The sequence below is a fragment of the Pseudoalteromonas sp. NZS127 genome (assembly GCF_015864805.1).
Taxonomy (GTDB): domain Bacteria; phylum Pseudomonadota; class Gammaproteobacteria; order Enterobacterales; family Alteromonadaceae; genus Pseudoalteromonas; species Pseudoalteromonas nigrifaciens.
The window spans coordinates 20,617-44,012 of sequence record NZ_JADYWN010000014.1 but is presented as its reverse complement, the minus strand read 5'-3'; the positions used below and the strand labels follow the sequence as shown (position 1 = coordinate 44,012).

The 23,396-nt window shown below is 39.2% G+C and carries 27 protein-coding genes; 7 read left to right on the top strand and 20 right to left on the bottom strand.

Annotation, left to right across the window (positions count from 1 at the left end; all coding sequences use genetic code 11):
* Window positions 1-47: 47 nt before the first annotated feature.
* Window positions 48-1,673 carry a pyridoxal-dependent aspartate 1-decarboxylase PanP gene (gene panP / locus I6E78_RS13000; RefSeq protein ID WP_197182669.1) on the bottom strand — a complete coding sequence of 542 codons (1,626 nt, stop codon included), beginning with the start codon at window positions 1,671-1,673 and terminating at the stop codon, window positions 48-50.
* Window positions 1,674-1,941: 268 nt separating this feature from the next.
* Here panP and I6E78_RS12995 point away from each other — a divergent pair, with 268 nt between their 5' ends.
* Window positions 1,942-3,807, top strand: a complete 1,866-nt coding sequence (locus I6E78_RS12995) for a GGDEF domain-containing protein (RefSeq protein WP_182684348.1) — start codon at window positions 1,942-1,944, stop codon at window positions 3,805-3,807.
* A 9-nt stretch (window positions 3,808-3,816) separates the two neighbouring features.
* Here the strand turns inward: I6E78_RS12995 and trmB are convergent, their stop codons facing one another.
* The 8 genes from trmB to folB all read right to left on the bottom strand — a co-directional run bounded on the left by trmB (window position 3,817) and on the right by folB (window position 10,039).
* A complete protein-coding gene (gene trmB, locus I6E78_RS12990) occupies window positions 3,817-4,491 on the bottom strand; it encodes a tRNA (guanine(46)-N(7))-methyltransferase TrmB (protein ID WP_086993984.1) in 675 nt (224 codons plus the stop codon).
* A complete protein-coding gene (locus I6E78_RS12985; protein WP_011328953.1) occupies window positions 4,491-5,258 on the bottom strand; it encodes an ABC transporter permease in 768 nt (255 codons plus the stop codon). The genes trmB and I6E78_RS12985 overlap by 1 nt, the downstream gene beginning before the upstream one ends.
* Entirely contained in the window at window positions 5,259-6,188 is a 930-nt protein-coding gene (locus tag I6E78_RS12980; protein ID WP_011328954.1) for an ABC transporter ATP-binding protein, read from the bottom strand. It lies immediately after the preceding gene.
* Complete coding sequence (locus I6E78_RS12975) at window positions 6,185-6,808, bottom strand: flavin prenyltransferase UbiX (RefSeq protein ID WP_041454762.1); 624 nt, start codon at window positions 6,806-6,808, stop codon at window positions 6,185-6,187. Before I6E78_RS12975 ends, I6E78_RS12980 begins: the two co-directional genes overlap by 4 nt.
* 1 nt (window position 6,809) lies before the next feature.
* On the bottom strand, window positions 6,810-8,165 hold the full coding sequence (gene mpl, locus I6E78_RS12970) for a UDP-N-acetylmuramate:L-alanyl-gamma-D-glutamyl-meso-diaminopimelate ligase (protein ID WP_197182668.1): 1,356 nt from the start codon (window positions 8,163-8,165) through the stop codon (window positions 6,810-6,812).
* Between the two features lie 228 nt (window positions 8,166-8,393).
* Window positions 8,394-9,194: an undecaprenyl-diphosphate phosphatase gene (locus tag I6E78_RS12965; RefSeq protein ID WP_011328957.1), complete on the bottom strand. Its 801-nt coding sequence runs from the start codon at window positions 9,192-9,194 to the stop codon at window positions 8,394-8,396.
* Window positions 9,191-9,679, bottom strand: a complete 489-nt coding sequence (gene folK, locus I6E78_RS12960) for a 2-amino-4-hydroxy-6-hydroxymethyldihydropteridine diphosphokinase (RefSeq protein WP_041454526.1) — start codon at window positions 9,677-9,679, stop codon at window positions 9,191-9,193. The genes I6E78_RS12965 and folK overlap by 4 nt, the downstream gene beginning before the upstream one ends.
* Window positions 9,680-10,039 carry a dihydroneopterin aldolase gene (gene folB, locus I6E78_RS12955; protein ID WP_011328959.1) on the bottom strand — a complete coding sequence of 120 codons (360 nt, stop codon included), beginning with the start codon at window positions 10,037-10,039 and terminating at the stop codon, window positions 9,680-9,682. It lies immediately after the preceding gene.
* A gap of 208 nt (window positions 10,040-10,247) precedes the next feature.
* Here folB and plsY point away from each other — a divergent pair, with 208 nt between their 5' ends.
* Window positions 10,248-10,859 carry a glycerol-3-phosphate 1-O-acyltransferase PlsY gene (gene plsY, locus I6E78_RS12950; RefSeq protein WP_197182667.1) on the top strand — a complete coding sequence of 204 codons (612 nt, stop codon included), beginning with the start codon at window positions 10,248-10,250 and terminating at the stop codon, window positions 10,857-10,859.
* Window positions 10,860-10,865: 6 nt separating this feature from the next.
* On the opposite strand, the gene tsaD is transcribed toward plsY, so the two are convergent.
* From tsaD to I6E78_RS12935, 3 genes are read right to left on the bottom strand one after another with little or no spacing between them, the layout of a single operon-like run.
* A complete protein-coding gene (gene tsaD / locus I6E78_RS12945; RefSeq protein ID WP_011328961.1) occupies window positions 10,866-11,879 on the bottom strand; it encodes a tRNA (adenosine(37)-N6)-threonylcarbamoyltransferase complex transferase subunit TsaD in 1,014 nt (337 codons plus the stop codon).
* 53 nt (window positions 11,880-11,932) lie between these two features.
* A complete protein-coding gene (locus I6E78_RS12940) occupies window positions 11,933-12,523 on the bottom strand; it encodes a YjaG family protein (RefSeq protein WP_011328962.1) in 591 nt (196 codons plus the stop codon).
* Window positions 12,507-12,869 (bottom strand): putative signal transducing protein, encoded by a 363-nt coding sequence (locus tag I6E78_RS12935; protein ID WP_011328963.1) that lies wholly within the window; start codon window positions 12,867-12,869, stop codon window positions 12,507-12,509. Before I6E78_RS12935 ends, I6E78_RS12940 begins: the two co-directional genes overlap by 17 nt.
* 80 nt (window positions 12,870-12,949) lie before the next feature.
* Here I6E78_RS12935 and I6E78_RS12930 point away from each other — a divergent pair, with 80 nt between their 5' ends.
* The 3 genes from I6E78_RS12930 (at window position 12,950) to I6E78_RS12920 (ending at window position 15,274) form a co-directional block, all read left to right on the top strand.
* Complete coding sequence (locus tag I6E78_RS12930) at window positions 12,950-13,372, top strand: DUF2721 domain-containing protein (protein WP_011328964.1); 423 nt, start codon at window positions 12,950-12,952, stop codon at window positions 13,370-13,372.
* A 304-nt stretch (window positions 13,373-13,676) separates the two neighbouring features.
* Window positions 13,677-14,561, top strand: a complete 885-nt coding sequence (locus I6E78_RS12925) for a LysR family transcriptional regulator (protein WP_041454528.1) — start codon at window positions 13,677-13,679, stop codon at window positions 14,559-14,561.
* Between the two features lie 92 nt (window positions 14,562-14,653).
* The gene (locus tag I6E78_RS12920; protein ID WP_041454529.1) at window positions 14,654-15,274 is read left to right on the top strand and encodes a 2OG-Fe(II) oxygenase; all 621 of its coding nucleotides are present in this window, start codon (window positions 14,654-14,656) and stop codon (window positions 15,272-15,274) included.
* Between the two features lie 18 nt (window positions 15,275-15,292).
* Here the strand turns inward: I6E78_RS12920 and ubiA are convergent, their stop codons facing one another.
* Together ubiA and I6E78_RS12910 are read right to left on the bottom strand one after the other, a co-directional pair.
* A complete protein-coding gene (ubiA, locus tag I6E78_RS12915) occupies window positions 15,293-16,171 on the bottom strand; it encodes a 4-hydroxybenzoate octaprenyltransferase (RefSeq protein ID WP_086994012.1) in 879 nt (292 codons plus the stop codon).
* Window positions 16,168-16,713, bottom strand: a complete 546-nt coding sequence (locus I6E78_RS12910) for a chorismate--pyruvate lyase family protein (RefSeq protein ID WP_011328968.1) — start codon at window positions 16,711-16,713, stop codon at window positions 16,168-16,170. Before I6E78_RS12910 ends, ubiA begins: the two co-directional genes overlap by 4 nt.
* A gap of 155 nt (window positions 16,714-16,868) precedes the next feature.
* On the opposite strand from I6E78_RS12910, the gene I6E78_RS12905 reads away from it, so the two are divergent.
* Complete coding sequence (locus I6E78_RS12905; RefSeq protein ID WP_011328969.1) at window positions 16,869-17,267, top strand: flagellar basal body-associated protein FliL; 399 nt, start codon at window positions 16,869-16,871, stop codon at window positions 17,265-17,267.
* Here I6E78_RS12905 and glpG read toward each other — a convergent pair.
* From glpG to I6E78_RS12875, 6 genes are all read right to left on the bottom strand, one after another.
* Complete coding sequence (glpG, locus tag I6E78_RS12900) at window positions 17,264-18,088, bottom strand: rhomboid family intramembrane serine protease GlpG (protein ID WP_011328970.1); 825 nt, start codon at window positions 18,086-18,088, stop codon at window positions 17,264-17,266. The two genes, I6E78_RS12905 and glpG, sit on opposite strands and share 4 nt — an antisense overlap.
* A complete protein-coding gene (glpE, locus tag I6E78_RS12895; protein WP_011328971.1) occupies window positions 18,085-18,402 on the bottom strand; it encodes a thiosulfate sulfurtransferase GlpE in 318 nt (105 codons plus the stop codon). Before glpE ends, glpG begins: the two co-directional genes overlap by 4 nt.
* Before the next feature lie 89 nt (window positions 18,403-18,491).
* Entirely contained in the window at window positions 18,492-19,517 is a 1,026-nt protein-coding gene (gene tdh / locus I6E78_RS12890) for an L-threonine 3-dehydrogenase (RefSeq protein WP_011328972.1), read from the bottom strand.
* Window positions 19,518-19,567: 50 nt separating this feature from the next.
* Window positions 19,568-20,761, bottom strand: a complete 1,194-nt coding sequence (locus I6E78_RS12885; protein WP_197182666.1) for a glycine C-acetyltransferase — start codon at window positions 20,759-20,761, stop codon at window positions 19,568-19,570.
* 176 nt (window positions 20,762-20,937) lie between these two features.
* Window positions 20,938-21,495, bottom strand: a complete 558-nt coding sequence (gmhB, locus tag I6E78_RS12880) for a D-glycero-beta-D-manno-heptose 1,7-bisphosphate 7-phosphatase (protein ID WP_011328974.1) — start codon at window positions 21,493-21,495, stop codon at window positions 20,938-20,940.
* A complete protein-coding gene (locus I6E78_RS12875) occupies window positions 21,495-22,553 on the bottom strand; it encodes a glycosyltransferase family 9 protein (RefSeq protein ID WP_197182665.1) in 1,059 nt (352 codons plus the stop codon). Before I6E78_RS12875 ends, gmhB begins: the two co-directional genes overlap by 1 nt.
* A 123-nt stretch (window positions 22,554-22,676) precedes the next feature.
* On the opposite strand from I6E78_RS12875, the gene I6E78_RS12870 reads away from it, so the two are divergent.
* Window positions 22,677-23,396 carry a 3-deoxy-D-manno-octulosonic acid kinase gene (locus I6E78_RS12870; RefSeq protein WP_197182664.1) on the top strand — a complete coding sequence of 240 codons (720 nt, stop codon included), beginning with the start codon at window positions 22,677-22,679 and terminating at the stop codon, window positions 23,394-23,396.

Genomic DNA, 23,396 nt, shown 5'->3' with positions numbered 1-23,396 from the left:
AAAAAAGACGCTAAATAGCGTCTTTTTTATTTAAGCTAATATTTTAATTACATATACTTGCTTAAATACTTTTTAAATACCGGATCTGTTTTAGCCAACTCTTTTTGTTCAGCTAAAATTTCTTTTAAAATAACGCCTGATGTAAGTGGGTTAGCAAGTACTACCCTAAATACCACGGTGGGCTGATTATCGTATTGAGTAGGCGTTAAACGCGTACGTGATACAAATGATCGCCCTGATTCACGTTGCCGTTTTTGCATACTTGCAGTAAAGCGATTAAGTGAGGCAAAAATATCAATCCGTGTTTGTGGATCAGCATCTGCAATTGCCTGCTTTATTTGCTTAGGCACATAACGATACGTTAATAAGCACAGCTCTGGCTCTGAGATCAGCTCAAAATCTTCATCTGCTTTAATTAAATTAGCAAAGTAACGGGCTTTTTTAATACTACGATCGATTAGCATTTCGTAGCCTTTACGGCCAATTACACGTAAGCAAGCATGTACTAACATTGCCATACCCGGGCGACTTCCCTCAAGTGTATGGCTACCTAAATCTTTTGAGCCTTTACGTAAAATATACTCTGCATGATGTTCAATTGCATCGGTAGCGGTTGGATCTTTAAACAACACCAGCCCAGCTCCCATAGGAACATACATTTGTTTGTGTGCATCAATGGTAATTGAGTCTGCGCGCTCAACACCTTTGAGTAAATGGCGATGGGTATTAGATAATAAAGTTGCCCCGCCCCATGCAGCGTCAACATGAAAGTGGCAATTAATGTCTTGTGCTAAATCTGCCATCGCTTCAAGGGGATCGATATTACCAGTTTCTGTGGTACCCGCTACTCCAATAATGGCCATTACTTTAATACCTTGCGCTTCAAGCTCTAAGGCTTTTTCGCGCATGGCATTAACATCAACTTTATTGTTTTCGCATGTTTTAATACCCACTAAGTTTTCACGACCAATTCCTAATAAATCAGCCGCTTTACCTAACGAATAATGGCCTCGCTCAGAAATTAAAATAGCTAAGCCTTTATAGCCGTAATGCAGCATACCAGCAATTAAGCCTTGTGCGCCTATTCCCCTAAAATCGCCATCAGGTTTTAATAAGCGATTTCGCGCAATCCATAACGCCGTAATATTGGCTACAGTACCGCCTGAGCAAAATGCACCTAATGATGTTTTTGCACTGTGCATCCATTTAGCATAAAACTCGTCTTGTTGCCCGTACGCTAAATGGTGCATCATTCCAAGCACTTGGCGCTCAAGTGGGGTAAAAGCTTTAGAGGTTTCTATTTTTACTAGGTTTTGATTTAGCCCTACCATTAGCTTTGACAGTGGTAGTAAAAAATGAGGTAAAGCTGAAGTCATATGGCCAATAAAGCTAGGCGCTGCGGTATGCACAGAGTGTGCAACCAGCTGCTCCATTATATCTTGCGCATAAGCAGATACAAACGTTGGATCCTCTGGGATCATCGCCGACTGAAAGTCTTTTTCAATTTCGTGTAATGGTTTTTCAATTGCCGCAATGTTTTCGTTTAAAAAACCTGCTAAGTTACTCGATATTTCAAGCTCTATTTTGCTTAAAGTTGAGTCTGGCGCTTCAGGTACAGTAAATATACGCTTAAGGCTTTCTTTAGAGGCGACGGCAAAACGCTTTTGATCCATCTTAATACCTAGTGTGTGGCCAAAACGCCTGTTACTCTATTAAACACACTAAATTAAGGTGCTATTTTAGTAACAGGGTTTTTAATAATTGCGCTAACTTTACTGCAATATTAAGAAAATGTCTCGCTTAAAGCCATAAAAACGCTAAATGACATGACAAATAATACTAATTTTGGCTGTTTTTTATCTTTTTAATTCAAAATCAATTAAGTCATTGGGCATTTGTTTTTTTTGCGTATAATTAATTTAACAATAAAAAGGGAATTATATGCTACAAGGAAAACTAAGAATAAATGGATTAATAAGCGCTTTTATGCTGTTTTTAATCAGTTTAATTATCTGTGTTTATTATACTTATAGCACCATTCGCAGTGATGTAATTAACACTCTCGATAATCGTCTTATTAATGCAGCCACCAGCGTTAAATATATTTTGGGCGATGACTATCACAGTAAAATAAATAAAACCCAAACTATTAGCTTTGCAACTTACGAAAGTAAAAGTAAGCAGCTTTCTGAGCTTGCACAAGCACTCGATATTGCTTACGTGTATTCTATGGTGTTAATTAATGGCAAGGTTCATTTTAGCGCCTCTAGCTACACCCAAGAGGATCAAAATAGTGGCAAGGTAACCCAGTTTTTAGATTTATACCCAGAGGCAACTAAAGCTAATATTGGTGCCTTTTTATCTACTGAGCCTGTTTTTGAAATATCGAGTGATCAATGGGGCGACTTTAAAACTATTTTTATCCCGCATATTGATAAAAATGGCATTACATATTTAACTGCTGCCGATATAAGCCTTAAAACTATTAATAATAAGTTAGCGCAAAGCGCCTCAACATCGGCTGTTTTAGGCGGCTTTTTTTTAGTTATTATTATATTGTTGCTGATTATGTATAACTACGCGACTAAACGCGCTGCCATGAGAGACTCTGGTAGTGGTTTTGCTAATCATATTGCGCTTGAAAAATATTTTTTAAATACCCCTGTTCACCATATGCAAATGGCCATAATTTGGGTGAACGAAATTGAAAATATAAACCGCTTTTACGGTACTAAAGTGGGTGACAAAGTAATGAAAAAATTACTAATACACTTTAAAAAGCACAGCAATGTAAATTATCGTATTTATCGTGTAGCAACCAATAAACTGGTGTTACTAACCCCCAAAGAAACCCCATACGAAGAGCTAAGTAATTTAATCCAATCATATAATTTTAATACGCCATTTTTAACCAATCCCTTTATTTACATTACGTTATGTGCAGGTATTGCCCGAGGAAACAAGTCGTTACTGCTAAAAAATGCCCATATTGCGGCTTTACAGGCAAAACAAGGTAACCTTAGTGTTGTTAATTACTCTGAGGCTATAAATGACTCAAAGTCGCTGTATTTATATAATTTAGAAATAGCAAAAGAAGTACGTGAAGCGTTTGAGCAAAAGCGCGTTGTGCCCTATTTTCAGGCTGTTATTGATATAGAGTCTAAACAAACACTACACTACGAGTGCACGCCACGAATAGTGACTTCACAGGGCGAAATTTTAAAACCCGATGCATTTTCAAATACCGTAATACGCTTGCGTATGGATGGCTTATTAACCCGTACATTATTTTCACAGTGTCTTAGCCGCTTTCGTAAAACACAAATTAGCTGGAGTTTAAATATTACTATTGAAGATATATTAGACCCTAGCATAAATGAATACATTGCTTACGAGTTACAGCGCTATCCGTACCCTGCAAATATCACTTTAGTTTTATTTGAACCACAAGTTATCGCCAATTATTCAAGCGTAAGGGCATTTATAACTATGGTTAAAAGTAAGGGGATCAAGGTGATGATTAACAGTTTTGGCAATGACTTTGCAAATACACTCAATATTTTAAAATTGGAAATTGACGCAATAAAGTTAGATGGCATGCTAATAAAGCAAATAGTTAATGATGAGAACACGGCGCTATTTGTTAATTACACGGCCAATTTTGCAAAGCAGCAAAATATTCAACTAATTGCTTCTATGGTAGAAAACAAAGCTATTGCTACGGCACTCAAAAAAGTAAATGTGACGCTAATGCAGGGTAATTTCATTGCCCACCCAGCGCCACATGTTAATCCATTATTTGAGTAGTAAAGTTAATCAACCCTGAGTTAAATTAATAACTAAGCGGTGGCTTTGTTGGCCACTGGCCCAATATTTTCGCTCAAATGGGGTGATTGCTTCATCTGCCCCATAAGCAGAAACCTGACAAGCATTACCGGTTAGTTCAAGTGCTCTGGCAAACTCTTTAACGTAAATATCCCAGTTACTGCGAACCTCTAATTTACCGCCTAACTTTACAATAAACGGAAAAATAGCCGCGCCGTGCCAACGCCTACGAATATGTTTAGATTTAGGCCACGGGTTGGGGTAAAGCAAATAATGGTGACTAGGTTGCCAGTTTGCAGCCACGGCTAAACGCCAAAAGTCGTTTAAATCTGCTTGCACCAAAATATATTGCCCACTGTCGGTTTGTTTATACTCTACATCGTGCTTATCTAACCGGTGCGACGACTTATCAATACCAATTACCAGCGCATCGGGATGGCGCTTAGCTAAATTAGCGGTACTTTCTCCTACACCACAACACGAATCTAAAATAAGTGGGCCTTTAAACGCCTGTACTTTAGCATTCACCTCATCAAACGCTGTTTGTGTATGCGCTGCTATTGGCTTTTTAAACTCTGCGTTTAAATGCTTGCTAACTATGTCATCCAGCTTTTCGTGAATACCCGCTTGATTAGATACAATACTACGCGAATTTGCATCAGTCATTAGTGTCTTAGCCCCACACCTTTTTTAATTAATGTCAGCGCTAAGGTAAATAACGCGATAATAAATACTAAAATAACACCAAGTGCCAAGCTTAAATCAACATCCGACACGCCTAAAAACCCATACCTAAACGCGTTAACCATATAAATAATAGGATTTACTTGTGATACGTTTTGCCAAAACTCTGGCAGTAAGGTAATTGAATAAAACACCCCACCTAAATAAGTTAGCGGCGTTAAAATAAAGGTAGGAATAATACTAATATCGTCAAAGCTATTTGCATATATAGCATTTATTAAGCCACCGAGTGCAAATACTGCAGAGGTTAAAATAACGGTAGCCATAATGATAAAAATATTATGAATTTGAATATCAACAAATAATAACGATACGCAGGTAACAATAAAGCCCACCATTATTCCGCGCGTCATACCACCGCCCATATAGCCAAGCACAATAATATAGTTTGGCACTGGGGCTACAAGTAGCTCTTCAATACTTTTTTGAAATTTAGTCGAGTAAAAACTTGAGGCTACATTAGAATAAGAGTTAGTAATAACCGACATCATTATCAGCCCAGGTACTATAAACTCCATATAACTAAAGCCGCCCATATCACCAATACGTGAGCCTATTAAGTTACCAAAAATAACAAAATATAAACTCATGGTAATTGCTGGAGGTACTAAGGTTTGCACCCAAATACGTAAAAAACGAATACACTCTTTAATCCAAATACTTTTTAAGGCTACGCCATATTTAAACATTTACTTGCCTCGACCTTGTTCTAATAATCCAACAAATAACTCTTCTAATCTATTTGCTTTGTTACGCATACTCAATACGGTATTACCTTGCTCAGTTAGCGCACTAAATACAGCGTTTAAGCCTTGCGATTTAGCCACTTCAACTTCAATAGTATGCTCATCGTCCATAGTAAATTTATAACCCTCAAGCGTAACTGGCTTAGCCGGTGTTTTTAAATCTAAAATAAAGGTTTCTTTATCAAGCTTAGATAACAGTGCTTTAATTGTGGTGTTTTCAACAATCAAGCCATTGTCTATTATGGCTATGTTTTTACACAATAACTCTGCTTCTTCTAAGTAATGAGTGGTTAAAATAATGGTGACGCCCTGCTCATTAATTTGGCGTAAAAAATCCCACATTGAACGACGCAGCTCTATATCAACACCAGCCGTTGGCTCATCTAAAATCAGTAATTTAGGCTCATGCATAAGTGCGCGAGCAATCATTAAACGGCGTTTCATGCCACCTGAAAGCGTACGCGCTTGTTTATCTTTTTTATCTAGTAACCCCAATTGGGTTAAATATTTTTCGGCGCGTTTATGTGCTTCGCCGCGTGGTACACCATAATAACCCGCTTGAGTTACTAATATTTGGGTTAGGGTTTCAAATTGGCTAAAATTAAACTCTTGCGGCACTAAGCCTAAATGCGCTTTAGCAGCCTCTAGGTCGGTGTCTATGTCGCAACCAAACACCTCTACCTTACCTTTAGTTTTATTTACCAGTGATGAAATAACACCAATTGTGGTCGACTTACCCGCTCCATTAGGGCCAAGTAAGGCAAAAAAATCGCCCTCACGCACTTGTAAATCAATACCCTTTACAGCTTCAACCCCATTAGTATAAACCTTAGTAAGGCCTGCTATATTTAAAGCAATTTGTTGCTTACTCATGACTTGCCCTCACCATAACCCCAACGCTTTGTTAGGTTATGTTCAATGTTTAAATGATCTAAAATTCGCGCCACCATAAAATCAACTAAATCGGCAATACTTTGTGGCTGATGATAAAAACCCGGCGACGCGGGCATAATGGTGACCCCTAAGCGTGAAAGCTTAAGCATGTTTTCCAGATGAATTTGATTAAATGGTGTTTCGCGTGGCACTAAAATAAGATGGCCACGCTCTTTAATTACCACATCAGCGGCGCGCTCTAGTAAGTTGTCAGATGCACCTACAGCAATAGCCGAAACCGTGCCCGCGCTACAAGGGCACACTATCATTTTTTTAGGGGCAGCTGATCCTGAGGCTACCGGGCTAAACCAGTTGTCTTTACCATATACTTTTAGCTGTTCTGGCTTGGCGTTATATAGCGCACTTAATTGCTCACTGGCTTTGGTTTCATTACCTGAGAGCTTAATACCAGATTCAATATCAAATACCACTCGCGCTGCACTTGAAATAAGCACATACACCTGAAATTGCTGCTCTATTAATACCTCTAATAATCTCAAGCCATAAGGCGCACCCGACGCGCCACTAAATGCTAAGGTAATTGTGTCTTTAAATTGCAAATTATTCTCCGCTGTATTTATTAGCCAGTGCATCGACTAGTTGCTGATGCAGGCCATTAAAACTACCATTGCTCATTATTAAAATATGTTGATTAGCTGCTATATTATCAAGTACGGTATCAATAATTACCTGGGTACTGGTAAAACACTGCATACCGGCTGTAGCCGCTTGTTCGCTCAGCGACCAGCTTAGGTTTTCTGGCTCAAAAAGCAGTACCTCATCAGCATCACCCAACGAGGCAAGCAATGTATGTTGATGCACGCCCATTTTCATGGTGTTTGATCGCGGCTCTAAAATAGCAATTATTTTATCACTGCCTACTTTAGCGCGCAGCCCTGCTAATGTGGTTTGAATAGCCGTTGGATGATGTGCAAAATCGTCATACACTTTTATATTATTAATATCGGCTTTGAGCTCCATGCGTCGTTTAGGGCTAATAAACTCGCCAAGTGCCGCTATACTATGCTCAACGGCAATGCCCACATGGCGCGCAGCTGCGATTGCCATAATAGCATTTTTAACGTTGTGCTCACCCATTGCCTGCCAATTAACGGTGCCTTGTTTTTCATTATTTAAAAACACTTTAAACTCACTGCCATCGGCTTTTATTAGTTCATAATTCCAATCAATACCCAAGGTTTCACTTTCGCTCCATAGTCCTTGAGTTATTACATCACTAAGTGCTTGATCATCCTTTGGCCAAATAACTTTGCCACTTTGTGGTACTGTACGTATTAAATGATGAAATTGTTTTTTAATCGCGTTTAAATCCTCAAAAATATCGGCATGATCAAACTCAAGATTATTTAAAATAAGTGTTCGCGGTAAATAATGCACAAACTTACTGCGCTTATCAAAAAATGCAGTGTCGTATTCGTCTGCTTCAATAACAAAAAAGGGGGTTTCGCCTACTTTGGCCGACACGCCAAAATTTTGTACTATGCCGCCAATTAAAAAGCCCGGTTTTAAACCCGCATACTCTAAAATCCATGCAAGCATACTCGCTGTGGTGGTTTTACCATGTGTACCAGCAACAGCAAGTACCCATGAATTTTGTAATAAGTTATGTTTTAGCCATTCAGGCCCAGATGTATAAGGCAGACCTTTATCAAGTACATATTCAACACATGGATTGCCTCGGCTCATAGCATTGCCAATAACCACCATGTCTGGCGCTGGCTCTAATTGGGTTACCTCGTAGCCTTGGGTTAGCTCAATTCCGAGATCTTCAAGCTGCGTGCTCATAGGTGGATAAACGTTTTGATCAGACCCAGTTACTTTATGGCCAAGCGATTTAGCAATCGCAGCTATTCCACCCATAAAGGTGCCACAAATACCTAAAATATGAATATGCATCTACTTTCCTTTAATCGTGTGCTTACTTTGCACAACAGCAAAGTTTAATGGCGCTATAATGCCAAAATTCGTGCTTCGTTACCATTGCGCATGCGCATTTCACTGTTGCCAAAAACGCCTAAGTAACTTAATAATTAAGCCACTAACGTTAAAAGTATCACTGACAAAAAAGCCTTCCACACTAGGAAGGCTTTTAAACGCTTAAACTAAACGAGTAAAAAATATTAATTACAGCGTTAAAAATACAATTAACCCGACCCCTAGCAATAATCGGTAGATAACAAATGGCAACATTCCCATGCGTTCTATTACTTTTAAAAACATATAAATACAGACATAAGCCGATAAAAATGACAACACAACACCTAATAATAAGGTGCTCCAGTCAACTAGATGATCCCCTAGTGCAAGCTCAACGGTATAGTAAAGTCCCATCATAGAAATGATAGGTATTGCCAGTAAAAACGAAAAGCGTGCAGCGCTTTGTTTATTCATGCCAAGCATTAAACCCGCGGTCATAGTAATACCTGAACGTGATGTACCTGGGATCATCGCAACGGCTTGTGCTAGGCCTATAATAAGCGCGGTTTTCCAATTTAGCTGATAAATCGTTTTAATTTGCTTACCTTTTGCATCCGCATACCAAAGCAATAAACCAAATATAATGGTGGTAACCGCGATCACCCATGCGCTACGCAAATAAAGCTCAATCATGTCTTTTAAAAGCAAACCTAAAATAGCGGCCGGAATTGTGCCTAAAATTATCCACCAGCCTAATTTACTGTCATCTGTGCTACCTTGCGCACCAAACGACTTAAACCACGCACTAAGTATGCTGCTTACTTCTTTACGAAAATAAATCACTACTGCAATTAAAGTACCTACGTGTACTGCAACATCAAATGCTAACCCTTGATCTTCCCAGCCTAATATTTGCGATGGTAAAATTAAGTGCGCAGAGCTAGAAATAGGCAAAAATTCAGTAAACCCCTGAATAAGAGCTAAAACAATAATTTCAATAATACTCATGGGTTAGAAAACTCCACCTTCCATAGTTTTTGTTGAGGGTTGTTGTACTCGCGCCAAAGATCGGCAATGGTTTGCTGTGCAACAGGGTGATAAAAATGCGGGGCCACTTCAGCTAGGGGCTGTAATACAAAGGCGTTTTTTGTAATTTCGTCACGTGGTAATTGTGCGGGAGAGTCGCAAATTACATCATCATAAAATAGTAAATCTAAATCGAGAGTCCGCGGGCTAAACTTTTTATCGTTTGCAGTACGGCCATTATTGCGCTCAATTTGCTTTAGTAAGCTACATACATCTGCTAATGGCATATCGGTTGTAGCACCAACCACCGAGTTATAAAAGTTATTACCAGCAAATCCAACCGCTTCGCTTTCAAATACTGAGGAATGCACTAAGTCGTTAAAGTGCGGCTTGAGCGCTATAAGCGCACAGCGCATATAATGCGCCTTATTAATATTTGACCCTAAACTGATATAAATTTGCGCCATTTAAATGCTTGCCTTAGTACGCGTAATTTCAACACCCACAGTTTGCGCCTGAGCAACGGCTGCAGGTTTACTTACTCGAATAGTAACTTGTGGGGTATTAAACTCAGTCAAAATTATATGCGCTAATTGCTCAACTAAGGTTTCGAGCAGCTCTACCGGTTTTGCCGTACTGTGCTCAATGATCCGCTCACTTACTTTTGCATAATCGAGTGCTAAGTTAATATCATCGTTTGCAGCTGCAGGTTTAATATCACTTAACATTTCAACGTCAAAGTAAAGGCTTTGTTTACTTTCTTTTTCAAAGTCGTACACTCCAATAATAGTGTCGACGTGTAATTGCGATATAAATACCTTGTCCATTAATGCTCCTAATGACAGTAACAAGCCACTGAGTTAACTGCATAATGTATCAATTAAATTAATACTGTATATACTTTAATCAGTGTTTAAATACATATAAATTACTTCTACAATAACAAGGTAGCTATACTAGTTAGTAATTAAAGCAGTTTATAAATTTTGACGTCAATAATAGCCGAAAAAGTACAATTAAAAAATAAGGAAGCACGTGTTAGCCACTTTAATGTTTATTTTAGCCTATTTACTTGGGTCGATTTCGTCGGCCATACTCGTCTCGCGGTTATTTAAACTCCCCGATCCGCGTAGTAATGGCTCTAATAATCCAGGGGCAACTAATGTTTACCGGCTGGGGGGCGCACTACCCGCTTGTTTAGTACTGATATTTGATGTTTTAAAAGGCACTATTCCCGTTTGGGGGGCCTACTTTTTAGATCTTGAGCCGCTTGCGCTTGGTTTAGTCGCTGTGGCCGCCTGTTTGGGGCACATGTTCCCATTATTTTTTGGTTTTAAAGGGGGCAAAGCGGTAGCAACTGCTTTTGGTTCTTTATTACCTATAGGGTTATCTTTGGCGGGTTTATTAATTTGTACTTGGTTTATTATGGTAGCAATAACACGCTATTCTTCTCTTGCTGCCTTAGTTGCGGTTTCGCTTGCACCTTTATACACTTGGTTAATAAAGCCACTTTATACGCTACCCGTTACCTTTATTACGGTACTAATTATTTTTAGGCATCGCTCTAATATCGCACGATTATTTAGTGGTAACGAGCCAAAAGTGGGCTCTAAAAAAGCACCCACTGATGAAAAAAGCGATATTTAACTGCTATTAAATAGCTTCTAGGCTGTCGATTGGCCAGCGCGGTTTAGTTTTCATATCAAGGGTAGCAAATTGCCCTGCTTTTAACCTTTGCATCCCTGCGTACGCAATCATAGCGCCATTGTCGGTACAAAATTCGGTACGCGGATAATACACTTGCCCTTTCATGCCTTGCATTACACGCTCCAACTGCAAACGTAACTGCGTATTAGCACTTACGCCGCCAGCAATTACTAGTCGTTTAATACCGGTTTGCTTAAGTGCACGTTTGCATTTTATTACCAAGGTATCGATAACCGCGGTTTGAAATGCATGTGCTATATCGGCTTTAGTTTGCTCGTCATCATTGTTTTCACGAATAGTGATAGACGCTGCTGTTTTTAAACCGCTAAAACTAAAATCTAGGCCAGGCTTGTCTGTCATCGGACGTGGAAATATAAATCGCTTAGCCACCCCCTGCTCTGCCATTTTAGCTAAACGTGGGCCACCGGGGTAATCAAGTCCTAGTAATTTTGCTGTTTTATCAAATGCTTCGCCTGCTGCATCATCAACCGACTCACCCAGCACTTCATACTGGCCAATACCGGCTACTTTAACCATCATGGTGTGTCCGCCCGATACTAGCAAAGCAATAAACGGAAACTCAGGAACATTTTCCTCAAGCATGGGCGCCAATAAATGCCCTTCCATATGATGCACTGCTACAGCAGGAATATCCCAACCATAAGCAAGAGAGCGACCAATTGAGGTACCGACTAAAAGTGCGCCAACTAAACCTGGGCCTGCTGTATACGCAACGCCATCTAAATCTTCAGGTCCGCAACCCGCTTGTGCAAATGCAGCGTCGATAAGGGGCAGCGTTTTACGTACATGATCCCGTGATGCCAGCTCTGGCACTACACCGCCATAGTCTGCGTGTACTTTTACTTGGCTATATAATTGATGCGCCAATAAACCTTTTTCGTCATCGTATATAGCAATACCGGTTTCATCGCATGACGATTCAATGCCCAAAATTCGCACTGTTTTTCTCCTGCCACCTATTTAGGTGCTTTTTAAACTAAATTATTTACGTTTTATAATGTTAAACCAATATTGGTTTGCCCATCAGCAAGCACATGTTTTTTAAGTTCTTTAACATTATCAGAGGTCACACGGCCCATGGCTTCTACAAAATCAATTAGCTCACCTAATACATCCATTTCGTATTGCATTAGTGGGTGTTCGCGTATTGCTTTGTTATCGGCAACTTCACCTTCAACAGTCATTTGATACTCAATAAAGCGGGCAACCGTTGCTTGCGATATTTTACTTATATTTATGAGCTCTTGCTCATCTTGCGCCATTAAACCATGCATAAGACTTAATAATGCGGTCGCGGCATCAATTGCCGGATACGTACCAAACATATCAAAGTCAGCTAGCTCAGGCACATTGGGTTCTATTTTCTCGATTTGCTTTTCAAGATCAATCTTACTTTTAGGTAGCAGTATTTTCTCCCAGCAAACATTTAAAGCACTGCGTAAAACGGTTTCGTCACCAAACCCTGTTGCTTCACTAAATAGGCCATAGTTAGGTAGCATACGTTCAATTAAGGCACTGGCTAACACTGCTTTTTGTAAGTAGTTTAGCTCTCTAATACGCTGAAAGTTATTTGCTTTTGTCATTTTTTAACGTCTCGCATGACCAACAAAATTCAAATGTTGATCCATTATGCTCATTACAATTAGGACACACCCAATCTGGAGCTGATTGTTTTACTTGCTGGTAGTTTACCAATATTTGTCGCGCATGGCGCTCTTTTATCGCATAAACCTGCACACTGGCTTGAGCCTGATCAAACGGTATTTCTCCTAAAGCTCCTTGCAGCATTTCACCTTTAATTTGACACTCTATGCCATCATTTAAGATTAAGCCTTTAATTATATTCGCTTCTAAACTATTTTCAGCGCGATATATTGTTATCCATGTGAAAGGGTCAGCGGTTAAGTTATCACTATTAGTATTTTGCAATTTTCACCTCATTTATTTGTGTTTACAATGCCTTTCATTAATGTGTTAATTCATAAACTAGCCAGCTTGCAGGAATAAATATGACACTTACAACTCCAGGATTACTTTTTCCGGCTATTTCATTGTTACTACTTGCCTATACAAACCGATTTTTAGTAATAGCGCAATTAATTAGAGGATTAAACGCCCGTGAAGGTGAATCAATTCGCCCGGTTGTTGTTGCGCAAATAACCAATTTAAGAAAGCGTATAAAACTTATAAGAACCATGCAGGTATATGGAGTTGTATCTTTTTTACTATGCACACTTTCCATGTTTGCGTTATTTATAGAGCTCAATACTACTGGAATTATTTTATTTGGCGTTAGTCTTACTTGCTTAAGTTTATCGTTATTAACCTCGTTATTTGAAATTCATATTTCTTGCGATGCAATTGAAATAGAACTGCAAAGCATTGAAAATAAACCATTGAGCAACCGGGTTAGTCGTAACTTTGTTGAATAAAAGCTTATAGTTTCAAATAATAATTTTTGCACAGTGGTTTATTAACCCTTAAGGCAAAGCTACTTTATATGTTACTTGCATAATAAAAGCTTAAAACACATAACAAACTATTAGTTATTAACCTAAAGGATAATACTATTTAACAATTTCACTCTTTAATTAATACTAAAAGAGGGATATGCTGATTGAAATTTATTATAAATTTACAATCGCATTTAAATATTACTTATTAATTTTAATAGATTAATAAGTAATATTACTATGTTCGCGTATATGCGACTTACTTATAAAAAGGGACTATAAAGTGAGATTTGAACAACTGGAACAATTCATAGCACTTGGCATGTTACGCCACTTCAGACAAGCCGCAGAACAAACTAAAATAAGCACGTCGGCGCTTACACGTAGCATTCAAACTCTTGAAGAAGAAATAGGCTACGAGTTAGTTAAACGCTCTACTCGCTCGGTACACCTTACCGATGCTGGTGAACTTTTTCTTGATTATGCTAAAAATACGCTTAGTGAGTTGGCATTAACTAAGCAGCGTATTTTTCAATCTATTAATGGCACTATTGAAAAAAAGCTAATTATTGGCTACACCAACAAAGCAAGTAGTGTTGTACCTATTTCGTGTGGGCAATTTTTAAATCAATATCCGCATATTAAAATTGAAATGCAACTCCAAGATAAACAAGAACTTTCGCGTAAACTGCAACAGGGCGAAATAGATATTAGTGTATATTCGCAAGCCATTAATAGCATTGGTAGTGATATTCACTTACCTGATCAGCTAATTTTATTTGTTTCTAAAAACCACCCTCTTGCGCATAAAGCCGACATTAGCAAACAAGAGCTAGATCACTACCCTATGTTTGGTTGTTTTTCACAATCTAAGCCCGTACAACTTATGCTTAATGAAGCCATTGATGGATTAAACAAATCATCTAGCATTAAAGTTGGCAGCATAGAGCAAGTAATGGCAGGTCTTGAAAAGTCAGATCATTTTGCAATAGCAGGCATTGAGCACACCAATGCTATTGCTGAAAATAGTAATCTTATTCAGTTAAAAACCAATAAAGACCTAAGCCGTGAGCAACTTATAGTACAAACGAGTCAAAAAATTGAAGTGGGTGAGCATATAGAGCACCTGTTATCACTGATAAAAAAAATGGCTATGACGGTAAATTAATAAATAAAATAAGTGCCTTTAAACATATAAATGATGGCTATTAAGTTGCTTTGCACTAGACTAGCTGCTCTTTATTTTAATAATTAGTATCAATGGGCAACTTTATTACCTCAGAAATATATTTAGATCATATTGAAGCTTATGGTTACGCTATTGTTGAAAACGCCATTGATGAAGGCTTAATGTCTGATTTAATGGCCGATTGTTACCGGATAAACCCGCACTTTAGCTTAGCTGGAATTGGCCGCTTAAATAATCAGCAAATTGATAGCACTATTCGCAAAGACAAAACATACTGGTTTGATGGCAGTTCGCAAGCCCAAAAAAATTATCAAACTGCGATGGAAGGCATTAGAACAACACTTAACCGGTGTTTTTTTATGGGGTTATTTGATTATGAATGCCACTACGCAAAATATACTTTAGGTGATTTTTATAAAAAGCATGTTGATGCTTTTAAAGGTCGTTCTAACCGTGTTTTTACCACCGTTTTATACTTAAACACGCCACAGCAAGGCGGCGAGTTAGTTATTTATAAACCTAAAAGTAAAGACATTGAAATTACTATTAGGCCAACAGCTGGCACCTTAGTATTATTTGAAAGCGAACGCTTTGTTCATGAAGTGCTACCTGCGGTTGATGAACGCTACTCGATTGCTGGTTGGTTCAGAAAAAACACGTCAATCAGTGGCATTATTGATCCACCCCGCTAACAATACTCTACCCTGTTATTAAAATGCGACAGGATAGGAAAACAATAAGCCGATAAAAAAGGCTAATCCTACATAATGATTGTTTAAAAACGCTTTAAAACAATCGGTGCGTGCGCGTTGTTGAATAAGCACTTGTTGGTAAACTAACAATACAATAGCAACACTAAGACCAAGCCAATAACTCAGCCCAATATTATTAAGTGCTCCTATAGCGAGCATTAACGCTATAAAGGCTAAATTAAGTAACCCTATAATGTGACGATCGTATTTACCAAATAAAATAGCGGTAGATTTAACCCCTATTTTTAAGTCATCATCTCTGTCGACCATGGCATACATAGTGTCGTAGGCTACCGTCCAGCAAATATTAGCAATAAATAACAGCCAAGCCTGTATAGGAAGTGCATTAATTGACGCCATAAAAGCCATAGGAATAGCCCAACCAAATGCTGCGCCTAACACCACTTGCGGTAATTGTGTATAACGCTTCATAAACGGGTAACAAAACGCTAAAGCAAGTGCACCAAAAGAGAGTAATATTGTATTTACACTAAGCATTAACACCAGTAAAAATGCGACTGTTATTAATAATATAAACAAACTAATCGCTTCACCACTACTAACCTGTCCTGAAACTAATGGCCGCTGCATTGTACGTTTAACCGAACCATCTATTTTTCTGTCGGCAAAATCATTAATAACGCATCCGGCGCTGCGCATTATCACAACACCCAGCGTAAATACTATAAAGTTAGTTAAACTTGGCATTCCTGCATTTGCTAACCACAGCGCCCAATATGTTGGCCAAAGTAATAGTAAAGTACCTATTGGTTTATCTATACGCATGAGCGCAATATAATAAGGAATATGGCTTGGGGTTAAACGCGCTAATTTCATGAGTACAAATACGCTCCTGGTAAAAACACTTCACACACTAAAAATTTATAGTCTTTAAGCGAAAATAGACTGCGACGGCCAAGTAAACTTTGCGATGGTAACTTTAATTGTGCAACAAGCTGTTGTAATGAATGCTGGGTATTAAAGCGCGCAATTTCTATATCTGTGCGGGTTAATTGTGGATCTTGAAAAATCACATCGCCTAATGGTCGCTCCCCCATATTATGTAATTTATTATTTGCGGCGTTAACACTTGCTGGCAACCAGCTTTGCGCATATACAACCGGTTTATTGTCGCAAAGTAAAAGTACCTCACGGTTAAGCGCAGTAGTTTGCGTACAGCCTAATAATTGTTGTTGCTCTGCACTAAGCTCAAACTCTTGCTCACTAAGTACTTTTACACTAAAACACTGTGAGCGACTTTTTAATTTGGCTGTTAATGAATGCGGTTCAAATAACCACTCTTGCTCTGCACTCGATAAATCACTAAACAGTGAGGCACATTGCCAATCGGCAGATAATGAAACAGGGAAAGTAATCACAATTGCTCTACTTAATAAAAATCAGTTGAATAATAACATTGCCAAAGCATTTGAAAAAGTACGATTTACTGCCACTAATAGTTGCTCTGCGCTGTATATTAGGCACTATAAGGTATAGACTATTTACAACACGTTTATAAAAAACAGCATTTAACATGAAAAAAACAGTATTCGCCGGCCTTTTTGTACTTATCGCAAGTTTAGTAAGCTTAACCGCACGAGCAGATTCGACTGTGGGTTACTTTGGTTTTGAGCCAGACATTATTACCAACTATATTGGCGCATCGAGTAAAAAAATGGGCTATGTGCGCATTACTATCGATTTAATGCTTAATAACGCATCAGATATTGCAACCGTAGAGCACCATACGCCATTGCTGCGCGACGCCTTAGTTGAAATTTTATCTAAAGAACCTGAAGATAAAATAAAATCGCTCAGTGGGCGTGAAGAAATAAGAGTAAAAAGTGCAGCAAAACTTAAAAGCTTATTAAAAGAAGAAACGGGACAAGAGATCATCCGTGAAGTCTTGTTCACCAAGTATTTATATCATTAATTGTGGCTTTTAGTTTTTAATATAGACGTGGTAACGGCGTAAGCCATACCGCTAATTAACCCGCCTAAATGCGCCCAATTAGCCATCCCTATAAACAACACATCCGCAAAACCGAGTACCAACCAAATTAGCATAAAACCAATAATTGCAGTGCTTACTAATGCAGGTTGTTTAGGGTTTAAGGCGCTGTGGATCCAGCAAAAGCCAAGCAGCGCGTATACCACGCCACTTAGGCCACCAAAGTTAGGGCCAACCATTAAATATTGTGCCCAATTGCTGATTAAGGCGCTTACCACAAACAGCCCGATTAAGCTGAGCTTGCCACATTGTTTTTCGATATTATCGCCAAGCGACACCCACCAAACTAAGTTAAATACAATATGCATGGCGCTAAAGTGCACTATAGCAGGGGTAATCCACGTTAATGGCTCGGCAGGATTAAACTGCAACGTGGTATATATTGTTTCAAATCCACCCAATAAAAATGCAATATAAATAACAATACTTAAAATGCTAACCGTTTGATTAAGCCAGCTAAGCGCTTTAAATCGCGCCACTAAATTCAGCGATTGCCCTTGATACTTAAGCGGTGATTGCGTGCTTCCAACTTCCCAAGATGCTTGCTGGTAGCGGGCATGATTAGGATTTTGCGTAAACTCAGCCCAAAGCGGTTGCACTTGATGAAAGTGCTCAGGTAGTACGCTAATAATTACTGTGCTACCATCTGTTGAGCGCAACTCGCCTTGCAAGCCTTGGCTTTTTAAATAGTCTATAAAGCCTTGTGCAGCACGCGGATTATTTAAACTGCCAAGCTCTATCATCGTTCAACTTTCTCGCTGTAGGCCGCTTCCCATGCTGTAAAACCACCATCCATACTGTACACATCTTCAAAACCTTGCTCCACTAAGTAGCTTGCTGCGCCTTGCGAGCTCATACCGTGATAACAAACAATAATTATTGGCTGATCAAACTCTTTTTCCATCATAAAGTGTGCAATGTTAGCGTTCGAAAGCGCTTCAGAACCTGGAATATGCCCCGCTTGATATGAATTTGGATCGCGGATGTCTGCAATTACTACGTCTTCTTTATCTAATAATTCAAGAGTTTGTGCTATTGATATATGTTTAAATGCCATTGAAATCTCTTTTAAAAATAATTAAATCAATAAAAAAGGCGACTCAAGCCGCCCTTTTAATACCATTTATAAAACCGTATTAAACTAAATTAATCCCAGTTTAGTATCACTTTGCCTGATTGTCCTGAAATCATCATATCAAAACCAGCTTGAAAGTCGTCTATTGAATATTGATGAGTGATAATTGGGTTTAAGTCTAAACCTGATTGAATAAGACTTGCCATTTTATACCAGGTTTCGAACATTTCACGGCCATAAATACCTTTGATCACTAAGCCTTTAAAAATCACTTGGTTCCAGTCTACCGCCATATCTGATGGTGGAATACCTAGCATGGCAACTTTACCGCCATGGTTCATATTATTTAGCATAGAATTAAAAGCACTTGGTACACCCGACATTTCAAGGCCAATATCGAAGCCTTCAGTCATACCTAGCTCTTTTATTACATCTTCAAGCTTTTCGTTGGCTACGTTAACAGCGCGTGTTGCACCCATTTTGCGTGCTAGCTCTAAGCGGTATTCGTTTACATCGCTAATAACTACGTGACGTGCGCCTACGTGCTTTGCCACTGCTGCTGCCATAATACCAATGGGGCCTGCACCAGTAATTAATACATCTTCGCCGACTAAATCAAACGACAGCGCGGTATGTACGGCATTACCAAAAGGGTCAAAAATTGATGCTAATTCGTCTGAAATATTATCAGGAATTTTAAACGCATTAAACGCTGGTATAACTAAGTATTCAGCAAATGCACCTTCGCGATTTACGCCTACACCTGTGGTGTTACGACATAAATGTACGCGCCCTGCACGACAGTTACGACAATGGCCACACGTAATATGGCCTTCGCCAGATACTCGGTCGCCAACCTTAAAACCACGTACTTCTTGGCCCATATCGACCACTTCGCCAACATACTCATGGCCAACAACCATAGGTGTAGGAATAGTTTTTTGCGCCCACTCGTCCCACTTATAAATATGAACGTCGGTGCCACAAATTGCAGTTTTACGAATTTTAATTAGCAGGTCGTTATGGCCAACTTCTGGTTTTGGCGCATCTGTCATCCAAATACCCGGTTCTGCTTTTAATTTAGATAATGCTTTCATAATTCACACTCAACTAAAAAACCGCGGCTATAGCGCGGTTTACAATAAAATTAAATAACGCCCATTTCTTTACCAATACGGGTAAAGGCAGCAATGGCGGTATCAAGTTGTTCAATGCTATGTGCAGCTGAGATTTGGGTACGAATACGTGCCTGACCTTTAGGTACAACAGGGAATGAAAAACCGGTTACATAAATACCTTCAACTAATAACTTATCAGCCATTAATGATGCAACTTTAGCATCGCCTAGCATAACTGGAATAATGGCATGATCTTTACCACCACAGGTAAAGCCAGCTGCTTCCATTTGCTCGCGGAAGTATTTAGCGTTTGACCAAAGCTTAGCGCGAAGCTCGCCACCACTTTCTAGCATTTCAAGCACTTTAATCGATGCAGTCACAATTGCCGGAGCTAATGAATTTGAAAATAAGTAAGGACGCGAACGTTGACGCAACCACTCAACAATTTCTTTTTTACCTGATGTATAACCACCTGATGCACCGCCCAATGCTTTACCTAAGGTACCGGTAATAATATCTACGCGATCAAGCACGTTACAATACTCTGGTGTGCCTTTACCATTTTCGCCAACAAAGCCCACAGCATGCGAGTCGTCAACCATTACTAATGCATCGTATTTATCAGCTAAATCACACACAGTGACTAAATCACAAATAACGCCATCCATAGAGAACACGCCATCTGTAGCAATTAGCTTAGTTTTAGCACCTGCTTCGGTCGCGGCAATAAGCTGCTTTTCAAGGTCAGCCATATCGTTATTAGCATAACGAAAACGCTTAGCTTTACATAAACGTACGCCATCGATAATTGAAGCATGATTAAGTGAATCCGAAATAATCGCGTCTTCTGCGCCTAAAATAGTCTCAAACAGACCTGTATTAGCATCAAAGCACGATGAGTATAAAATAGTATCTTCAGTTTCTAAAAACTCACTGATTTTTTTCTCTAACGTTTTGTGAATATCTTGCGTACCACAAATAAAGCGTACTGAGGCCACACCAAAACCATGTGCGTCTAAGCCATCTTGCGCTGCTTTTATTAGCTCAGGGCTATTTGCTAAGCCTAGGTAATTATTAGCACAAAAGTTAATTACTTTGCCTGATGCAACTTCAATTTGAGCTTGCTGCTGCGATAAAATAATACGCTCGCTTTTATACAAACCTTCAGTTTTTACGTCTTCAATTTGCTGTTGTAGCTGGCTAAAAAAAGCAGATGCTCTCATCTTTAGTCTCCATTTGATTTAACAGGTTAAACAGCAAAACAAAGCTACTGTTTATTATGTGGGGTATTGTAAAAGTTTAACGAATAAAATGCACTGTTTGCAGTTCATCGCAAATTATAAATTTGGCAGCAATTCCTGCCAGTTTACAGTGCCTGAATTGGGGGGCGTATTTAAATTTATAAAAGTGCTGGTAAATCATTAATTGAATTGAAAATAAAATCTGCAGTTTGTTTGGCGCTGTCATCAAACTGCTGGCCAGAGTGCACCAATACGCGCGTGGCAATGCCAGCTTGTTCTGCAGCTTGCATATCACTTTTTTTATCGCCTACCATAATACTTTGCTGCGGATCGATATTATGCTCACTAATACCTTGTAGTAGCATACCAGGGGCTGGTTTTCTGCAAGCGCACTGTTTTAAATACTCAGGCAATGCATTTTTAGGATGATGAGGGCAAAAATAAACGTCGCTTATCAATATCTGATGTGCGCTAAACTGTGCTTTCATCCAGCTGGTCAGTGCTATAAAGTCAGCCTCGGTGTAATAACCACGGCCAATACCTGACTGATTAGTTACAATAATAATTTTATAACCGGCATCATAAAATGCCTTGCACGTGCTAAATACTCCTTCGATAAATTCAAACCGCTCACTTTGATACACATAGCCATGATCAACGTTTACTACGCCATCTCTATCTAAAAATAGCGCTTTATTTTTTTGTGATTGATTCATTATAACGACTCTTTTTGCACAACATGATCAAACATAGCTTTTACCGCATCAATGGTAATTTGGCTCATTAAATCGTCACCTTTAATACGTGTGCCCCAAGGCAGCTGCTGCGCTGTTTTACCCGTTTGTTGAAGCAAGTTTTGATGATATACCTCAACCACATAGTTTTGGTATAAATACGGCCCTGTACGCGCTGGGTTTGAATGGGCATATAGCCCAATAACAGGAGTGCCTACCGTTACTGCCATATGGGCAGGGCCAGTATCTGGGGCTAGTACTACACTGGCGCGTTTTAACACGCACAACAATTCTTTAAGCTTAGTTTTACCAATTAGGTTTAAAATGCTGTGTTGGCTGTGTTTAATAATATTATTGGCAAGGTTTATTTCCAGCTCGGTAGGGCCGCCGGTCAAGGCCACTTTAAATCCCTGCTGATGGGCATAATCAGCAAGCGCGGCATAACGTTCGGGAAGCCAATTACGCTGTGCTTTACTTGCTGCTGGAGAGATAACAAACAGCTTATTAGATAAATATTCTGCAGTGAGTAATTCATCGGCTGTGTTTTGATCTTGCTGTGTATAAGGCATTTCCCAACTTGGCTGATAATCATTTACGCCAATGGCTTTAGCAAAGCCTTTAAACCCTTCTAACACGTGCGCATGTGGCTGCGCTGCAATGCGTTTATTTATAAATAGGCTATGCAGCTCTTTTGAGCGCGCCCAATCAAAGCCTATTTTAACTTTTGCAGGAATACAACGTGCAACAAATCCGGCCCTTAATGCCACCTGCATATTAAGCAGTACATCAAAGTTTTGCCCTTTAAAAGTTTGCTTTAAATTTTTCAGTGCTACGCGGCCTTGTTTTTTATCAAACACCACCAGCTCAACACCGGGTAAGTTAGCCAATAACATAGCTTCTACTTTGCCAATAACCCAAGTGATTTTTGCATTAGGATGCGCTTTTTGAATCGCTTGTACTGCACTCACAGCATGGCATACATCGCCAATAGCAGAGAGTCTTAAAATACAAATAGAGGAGTAGTTAGGCACTGAAGTCACGCGTTTCCTTGGGCATTAAATAGTAAAACCCGATCTTAAATTATAATCGCGCTATTGCAAGTACTTATCCTCGGCTTTAAAACGCGCTAACATAGGCGCATATTTAAGTAATACCTGTGAGCTATGTTCAAACAACACGTCCAAGGTAAGCATACTCTGCTGAGCCACCCTAGTTATGAAAATCAGGTTAATTTAAACTGGTTTAATGCCGACTACTGGCAGCAACAAAATAAAATAGTGGGTGCTAAAAAAGGCCGCGCAATGGCGTGGTTTTTTAAAAATAATGAACTAACCGCTGTGCTAAGACATTATTGGCGCGGTGGCTTGGTCGGTAAATTACTCAGTGACCAATACTTGTATTTAGGCTTTGAGCAAACGCGAGTATATAAAGAGTTTGCTTTAATGGCGCAGTTAATTGAGCTTGGCTTAAATGTACCAACTCCCATTGCTGCAAAAGTGACTCGAAGCGGGTTAATTTACCGCGGTGATATTATTACCGAGGCGGTAACAGGTGCCAAAAGTGTACTGGATATACTCGTTGAGCGTGCTTTAACTGAATCTGAATTAACAAGTATCGCCACAACCATTGCGCTCTTTCACCGTAAAGGCGTATACCACGCAGATTTAAACATTAATAATATTTTATTTAATGACACTGGCCAGATATATATTATTGACTTTGATCGCGGCGAAATTAAAACGCCCGCCTTACAATGGCAACAAAGTAATATGGAGCGCCTAAAGCGCTCATTTTTAAAAGAACAAGGCCGTAACCCTGTATTTAACTGGCAAGCCAGCGACTGGCAAGCCTTGTATGCTTGTTACACAAAGCTTAAACGTTAA